Source organism: Streptomyces sp. NPDC058239 (assembly GCF_042882185.1).
Classification (GTDB): Bacteria; Actinomycetota; Actinomycetes; order Streptomycetales; family Streptomycetaceae; genus Streptomyces.
The window spans coordinates 1-6,789 of sequence record NZ_JBHVWS010000010.1; the positions used below are offsets into that span (position 1 = coordinate 1).

Genomic DNA, 6,789 nt, shown 5'->3' on the forward strand with positions numbered 1-6,789 from the left:
CGGGGCGGGTGGGTCACCACGCCGCCCCGCCGTTTAGGTCCGCGACGCACCCCCCGCCACAGAGCTGCCGCCCAAAAACACCGTCCCCCCCGGGGGCCGGCACCCCGTGGTGTTAGCGGGCCCCACGCCCTTTTCCGTGCCCCGTTGCCGTCCCGCGTTCACGCCACCTTGCGCGGCAGCCGCGGACTCGGCGGCACCACCGCGGCCGGCTGCGCCGGCAGTGTCACGGCCGGCGCGTCCCGCATCCCCGAGCAGCGCCCTCAGGCCCTGGAGCCCGCCGACGCCTGATTCCCGGCGGGGACGCCCTTCGGCGCCTCCAGCCGCTCCGCGGTACGGCGCGCCGTCTCCAGCGCCCAGTGCCCACTGGTCAGTGCCCCCACCAACAGGACGCACAGCCCGCACCCGGCGAGGATCCACCAGGCGGGCTTGCTCGCGTCCACGAACGCGGCCCCGTACTCGGCGCCGCGCGGCGAACCGGTACCGGCCACGCCCGCCGCCAGCACCGCGCCGATCACGGCGACCCCGAGCGTTCCGCCGATCTGCCGACTGGTCGAGGCGACCGCCGCCGCCACACCGGCCTGTGAGCGCGGCATCCCGGAGACGGCCGTGTTGGTGATCGGCGCGTTCACCATGCCGAAGCCGAGACCGAACAGCACATAGCCGGTGAACAGCAGGACGTCGTCCGTCTCCGCGTCGAACGCGGCGAACAACAGCCCGCACGCCGTCATGGCCACACCAGCCACCAGCAGCGACAGCCTCGGTCCCCGGCTGCCGACGAGCCGGCCCGACAGCGGTGCGCAGACAAAGGTCAGGGCCGCCATCGGCAGCATGTACAGACCGGCGTGCAAAGCGCTCAGACCGCGCACGTTCTGCAGATACAGCGTGTTGAGGAAGAGGAACCCGCTCAGTGCGGCGAAGGCGCAGACCGCGATGGCGGTGGCACCGCTGAACGGGGCGCTGCGGAAGAACCTCAGATCGATGAGGGGCTCGGCGCGCCTGGGCTCGTACAGCAGCAGCCCGACGAGCGAGCACACGGCGAGCACGGCGAACACCAGGATCCGCGGCGAGGTCCAGCCCGCCGAGGGCGCCTCGATGATCGCGTACGTCAGCGAACCGAGCAGTCCGACGACCAGCAGCTGCCCCACGGGATCGGGGCGGCGCGGCTTCGGGGCCCGGGACTCGGGGACGTACCGCCAGGTGAGCAGCAGCGCGGCGAGACCGACCGGCAGATTGATCCAGAAGATGGACCGCCAGCCGACCGAGTCCACCAGCAGGCCGCCGACCACCGGGCCCGCCGCCATGGAGATGCCGACGACACCGCCCCACACCCCGATGGCGCGGGCCCGCTCGCGCGGGTCGGTGAAGGTGTTGGTGATGATCGACATCGCGACGGGGTTGAGCATCGAGCCGCCCACCGCCTGCACCATCCGGAACGCCACCAGCGACTCCAGGTTCGGCGCCAGGGAGCAGAGCACCGAGCCGAGGGTGAAGAGGACGAGCCCGATCTTGAAGATCTTCCGGCGCCCTATCCGGTCGGCGGTGGAGCCCGCGAGCATCAGCAGCGAGGCGAGGACGAGGGTGTAGGCGTCGATCGTCCACTGCATGCCCGCGACGGTGGCGTGCAGTTCCTTCTGCATGGAGGGCAGGGCGACATTGAGGACGGTGTTGTCAAGACTGACGATCAGCAGACTCATGCAGCAGATCGCCAGCACCAGCTGCCGTCGGCGGGGGCTCAGCTCGGGCATACATGGATAGTACGGTTAACTAACGAACTCTGCTGCCGGGCCGCTCCGTGCCGTACGCGACAATGGAGCAATGACCACGCTCGCCCCTTCGCTCCCGCTGCTCCGGATCGGCCCCCACACGGTGCAGCCGCCGGTGGTGCTCGCCCCCATGGCCGGCATCACCAACGCCCCGTTCCGCACCCTGTGCCGGGAGTTCTCCGGCGGCAAGGGGTTGTTCGTCAGCGAGATGATCACCACGCGTGCGCTGGTCGAGCGCAATGAGAAGACCATGCAGCTCATCCGCTTCGACGCGAGCGAGACCCCGCGCTCGATCCAGCTGTACGGAGTGGACCCGGTCACTGTCGGCAAGGCCGTCCGCATGATCGTCGACGAGAACCTCGCCGACCACATCGACCTGAACTTCGGCTGCCCGGTCCCCAAGGTGACCCGCAAGGGCGGCGGCTCGGCGCTCCCGTACAAGCGGCCGCTGCTGCGCGCGATCCTCAACCAGGCCGTCTCCAACGCGGGCGACCTGCCGGTCACCATCAAGATGCGCAAGGGCATCGACGACGACCACATCACTTACCTCGACGCGGGCCGGATCGCGGTGGAGGAGGGCGTCACGGCCGTCGCCCTGCACGGCAGGACGGCCGCCCAGCACTACGGCGGCACCGCCGACTGGGACGCCATCGCCCGCCTCAAGGAGCACGTCCCGGAGATCCCCGTCCTCGGCAACGGCGACATCTGGTGCGCGGACGACGCCCGCCGGATGATGCGCGAGACCGGCTGCGACGGCGTGGTCGTGGGCCGCGGCTGCCTGGGCCGCCCCTGGCTCTTCGGTGACCTGGTGAGCGCGTTCGAGGGTACGGAGACGAGGCGGGCGCCGGCACCCCGTGGAAGCCACCTCCCCACAGCAACCGCCCACGCCCCCGGCTCGGGCCAACCCCGTACCGGGGCGGCGCCGGGGCTGCGCGAGGTGGCCGACGTCATGCTGAGGCACGCGACACTGCTGGGCGAGTGGATCGGTGACGAGACCCGTGGCGTGATCGACTTCCGCAAGCATGTCGCCTGGTACCTCAAGGGCTTCTCGGTCGGATCCGAGATGCGCAAGAAGCTGGCGGTCACCTCGTCGCTGGAGGAGCTGGGCGGGCAGCTGCAGGAGCTGGACCTGGACCAGCCGTGGCCGGACGGCGCGGACGGGCCGCGCGGGCGCACCTCTGGCAACAACCGGGTGGTCCTGCCGGACGGCTGGTTGAAGGACCCGTACGACTGCGCGGGCGTGAGCGCCGACGCGGAGCTGGACACCTCGGGCGGCTGAGAACGCTCCTGGGGCCTGGCAGCGGTACGACGGGGGCCTTCCCCGGCTTCCCCGGCTTCCCCGGCCCTCCGGCCCTTCAAGAGGCACGCGGCATCACAGGCACCGCGTGCCTCTTCCTTTACCTCGCTCATCTGAGCGCTATATCAAGCCGGATTCGACGATATCCGGCCAAGAGTGAACGTCGAAGCGCCCGCATGGGGCATCGCGCGTCGAATCCGCTCACACTCGGCTGCATCTTGATGATCAAAGGGTGACCATCGGCCGCCCCTCACCCGTCCGGATGGTGACATCTGAGCGCCGATCGTAGAGTGATTCTCGCCACCCTGAGAACCCTATCGCTCAAATGAGCGTCGATTTGGGAGCTGCATTTCTCAAATGGTGGCACTGGGTGCCAAGGGACTCCACTTTGATCGATCGACGCTTCCATTGCACTGTGTGATCGAGTTGGAGGATTCTGATCGCACTGAGTGCTTATTCGTTCAAGAAATGAAGGCATTCTTCGATCGAGGGACAGGCCATGTCACTTTCGATCTGCTGGCGGACGGGTGGTTGAGGCCTCATGACGCGCAAGTGGACGTACCCAGACACCTTCGATCTGGGTATGTTCCTCGCCGTCAGGGCAGCCACCGCGTCCTCGAGGAGCCGAGACCCGTGTCGGAAAACAAAGATCCCCACGCATCCACCCCGGAATCCCGGGAGCCCCAGGGCGAGAAGTTCGTTTATGACTTCACCGAGGGCAACAAGGATCTGAAGGACCTGCTCGGCGGGAAGGGTGCCAACCTCGCCGAGATGACCAATCTCGGGCTCCCCGTCCCTCCGGGCTTCACCATCACCACCGAGGCGTGCAAGGTCTACCTCGACAGTGGCGAGGAGCCGACGAAGCTGCGCGACGAGGTCAGCGCGCATCTCGACGCCCTTGAGGCACGGATGGGCAAGAAGCTCGGCCAGGCGGACGACCCGCTCCTGGTCTCGGTCCGTTCCGGCGCGAAGTTCTCGATGCCCGGCATGATGGACACGGTCCTCAACATCGGCCTCTCCGACGAGTCCGTGGTCGGTCTCACCGCCCAGGCCGGCGACGAGCGGTTCGCGTGGGACTCCTACCGCCGCCTCATCCAGATGTTCGGCAAGACCGTCCTCGGTGTCGACGGCGACCTCTTCGAGGAGGCGCTGGAGGCGGCGAAGGAGGCCAAGGGCGTCACGGTCGATGTGGATCTCGACGCGGCCGACCTGAAGAAGCTGGTCAAGCAGTTCAAGAAGATCGTCTCGCGGGACGCCGGACGTGACTTCCCGCAGGACCCGCGCGAGCAGATGGACCTGGCCATAAAGGCCGTCTTCGACTCGTGGAACACCGACCGGGCCAAGCTCTACCGCCGCCAGGAGCGTATCCCCGGCGACCTCGGCACGGCCGTCAACATCTGCTCGATGGTCTTCGGCAACCTCGGACCCGACTCCGGTACGGGTGTCGCGTTCACCCGCGACCCGGCCAGCGGCCACCAGGGCGTCTACGGCGACTACCTGCAGAACGCGCAGGGCGAGGACGTCGTCGCGGGCATCCGCAACACCGTGCCGCTCGCCGATCTGGAGTCGATCGACAAGAAGTCGTACGACCAGCTGATGCAGATCATGCAGACCCTCGAAACGCACTACAAGGACCTGTGCGACATCGAGTTCACCATCGAGCGCGGTCAGCTGTGGATGCTCCAGACCCGGGTCGGCAAGCGCACCGCCGGTGCCGCCTTCCGGATCGCCACGCAACTGGTCGACCAGGGGCTCATCGACGAGGCCGAGGCGCTCCAGCGGGTCACCGGGGCGCAACTGGCGCAGCTGATGTTCCCGCGCTTCGACGAGGACGCGAAGACGGTGCTGCTCGGCCGTGGCATCGCCGCGTCGCCGGGTGCCGCCGTCGGCAAGGCGGTCTTCGACTCGTACACCGCCGTCAAGTGGTCCCGCTCCGGCGAGAAGGTCATCCTGATCCGCCGGGAGACCAACCCCGACGACCTCGACGGCATGATCGCCGCCGAGGGCATCCTGACCTCACGCGGCGGCAAGACCTCGCACGCCGCCGTCGTCGCCCGCGGCATGGGCAAGACGTGTGTCTGCGGCGCCGAGGAGATCGAGGTCGACACCAAGCGGCGGCGGCTGACCGTCGACGGGACCGTCGTCGAGGAGGGCGACGTCGTCTCGGTCGACGGCTCCACCGGCAAGGTGTACCTCGGTGAGGTCCCCGTCGTGCCGTCCCCGGTCGTCGAGTACTTCGAGGGCCGGATGCACGCGGGCGCCGATGATGCCGACGAGCTGGTCGCCGCCGTGCACCGGATCATGGCGTACGCGGACCGGGTGCGCCGGCTGCGGGTGCGGGCCAACGCCGACAACGCCGAGGACGCGCTGCGCGCCCGCCGCTTCGGCGCCCAGGGCATCGGCCTGTGCCGTACCGAGCACATGTTCCTCGGCGAGCGCCGCGAGATGGTCGAGAAGCTGATCCTCGCGGACACCGACGCCGAGCGCGAGACCGCGCTGGAGGAGCTGCTTCCGCTCCAGAAGGCCGACTTCATCGAGCTGTTCGAGGCGATGGACGGACTGCCCGTCACCGTACGGCTGCTCGACCCGCCGCTGCACGAGTTCCTGCCCGACATCACCGAGCTCTCGGTACGGGTCGCGCTCGCCGAGTCCCGCAAGGACGCCAACGAGAACGACCTGCGTCTGCTCCAGGCCGTGCACAAGCTGCACGAGCAGAACCCGATGCTCGGTCTGCGCGGGGTCCGTCTCGGTCTCGTCATCCCCGGCCTGTTCGCCATGCAGGTACGGGCGATCGCCGAGGCCGCTGCCGAACGCAAGAACGCCAAGGGCGACCCGCGCGCCGAGATCATGATTCCGCTGGTCGGCACGGTCCAGGAGCTGGAGATCGTCCGCGAGGAGGCCGACCAGGTCATCGCCGAGGTCGAGGCCGCCACCGGCACCGAGCTGAAGCTGACCATCGGCACGATGATCGAGCTGCCGCGCGCCGCGCTGACCGCTGGTCAGATCGCCGAGGCCGCACAGTTCTTCTCCTTCGGTACGAACGACCTGACCCAGACGGTGTGGGGCTTCTCCCGGGACGACGTGGAGGCCTCGTTCTTCACCGCGTACCTGGAGAAGGGCATCTTCGGGGTGTCGCCGTTCGAGACGATCGACAAGGACGGTGTGGGCTCCCTGGTCCGCAGCGCGGTCGCGGCCGGCCGGGCCACCCGCCCGGACCTGAAGCTCGGCGTCTGCGGCGAGCACGGCGGCGACCCGGAGTCGGTGCACTTCTTCCACGAGGTCGGCCTCGACTACGTCTCCTGCTCGCCGTTCCGGATCCCGGTCGCGCGTCTGGAGGCGGGCAGGGCTGCCGCGGAGTCGAAGGGCAGCGACAGCCGCTGACCCGACACCACACCCCCTGAACCCGGAGCTGCCGTCGGCTCACCCGTACCCTCACCGACTCGACGGCAACTCCGGAACTCCCGGAGGCGGCGGCACCCTGTGCGGGGATGCCGCCGCCTCGTTTTGTTCTGGGGAAAATGGTTGTTCGACGTTGTGCCTTTTCTTCGTTCAATACGCAAAGTTCGTTCAATACGCAAAGATATGGACCGGGAACGGACCGGGGTGGGGGGGGCCCGGGCGCGCCCCCACGAGGGCCCCCCCCCCCCCCCCCCCCGCGCCGGGGGCGGCCCCCCCCCCCCCCCCCCCCCCCCACCCCAAACACCACCCCCCCCCCAACAACCCACACGG

At 68.9% G+C, this 6,789-nt stretch carries 4 protein-coding genes; 3 read left to right on the forward strand and 1 reads right to left on the reverse strand.

All coding sequences use genetic code 11. From position 1 onward, the window contains the following. Positions 1-144 precede the first annotated feature (144 nt). Positions 145-288, forward strand: a complete 144-nt coding sequence (locus tag ACFVYE_RS14175; RefSeq protein WP_389605670.1) for a hypothetical protein — start codon at positions 145-147, stop codon at positions 286-288. Here ACFVYE_RS14175 and ACFVYE_RS14180 read toward each other — a convergent pair. Beyond that, complete coding sequence (locus ACFVYE_RS14180; RefSeq protein ID WP_383971270.1) at positions 261-1,745, reverse strand: MFS transporter; 1,485 nt, start codon at positions 1,743-1,745, stop codon at positions 261-263. The two genes, ACFVYE_RS14175 and ACFVYE_RS14180, sit on opposite strands and share 28 nt — an antisense overlap. 70 nt (positions 1,746-1,815) lie before the next feature. On the opposite strand from ACFVYE_RS14180, the gene dusB reads away from it, so the two are divergent. Both dusB and ppdK read left to right on the forward strand, forming a co-directional pair. Further along, on the forward strand, positions 1,816-3,042 hold the full coding sequence (dusB, locus tag ACFVYE_RS14185; RefSeq protein ID WP_383971273.1) for a tRNA dihydrouridine synthase DusB: 1,227 nt from the start codon (positions 1,816-1,818) through the stop codon (positions 3,040-3,042). A gap of 651 nt (positions 3,043-3,693) precedes the next feature. Further along, a complete protein-coding gene (gene ppdK / locus ACFVYE_RS14190; protein ID WP_383971276.1) occupies positions 3,694-6,441 on the forward strand; it encodes a pyruvate, phosphate dikinase in 2,748 nt (915 codons plus the stop codon). Positions 6,442-6,789 lie beyond the last annotated feature (348 nt).

What these genes read in the sequence shown, in the direction of transcription:
- ACFVYE_RS14180 (WP_383971270.1), bottom strand. Translation starts at nt 1,745, where the DNA reads ATGCCCGAGCTGAGCCCCCGCCGACGGCAGCTGGTGCTGGCGATCTGC.
- dusB (WP_383971273.1), top strand. Translation starts at nt 1,816, where the DNA reads ATGACCACGCTCGCCCCTTCGCTCCCGCTGCTCCGGATCGGCCCCCAC.